The sequence below is a fragment of the Corynebacterium sp. HMSC036E10 genome (genome assembly GCF_001836265.1).
GTDB classification, from domain to species: domain Bacteria; phylum Actinomycetota; class Actinomycetes; order Mycobacteriales; family Mycobacteriaceae; genus Corynebacterium; species Corynebacterium coyleae.
Map to the genome: position 1 here is coordinate 1 of NZ_KV827970.1, position 371 is coordinate 371.

A 371-nucleotide genomic window follows, 5' to 3' on the forward strand; every position below is an offset into this window, starting at 1 on the left:
TTCAACCCGGCCAACTCGAAGTTGGACGCCAATGGCAAGGGTGTCTTAGCTTTCGACGGTGCTGTCCGGTGGACCGGCCACAAGGCCCACGCCCCGGAAGGGCAGGACTACGGTCTGGATATCCAGTTTTCCGATGTGAAGGTGCACGTCGATGGCACCGCCGGCGAGATCTCCGTTGATTACTGGTTGCGCGGCACCAACATCACTGGTGACGGAAGCGCGCTCAACGAACGCGGCGATGACGCTGTCTTTGCTACCTTCACCCTCCCGGAGGCGATCACCCCGGCCGCCGGCAAGACGTTCAACACTTCCCCGGACGGTGTCACGAAGGATAGCGGCGTGAAAACAACGCTCACCGAGGAGGGCGCCAA

At 61.7% G+C, this 371-nt stretch carries 1 protein-coding gene; it reads left to right on the plus strand.

Features of this window, described 5'->3' with window-relative positions:
• On the plus strand, positions 1-371 hold a 371-nt coding region (locus tag HMPREF2736_RS03500; RefSeq protein ID WP_210399438.1), incomplete at both ends, for an HtaA domain-containing protein.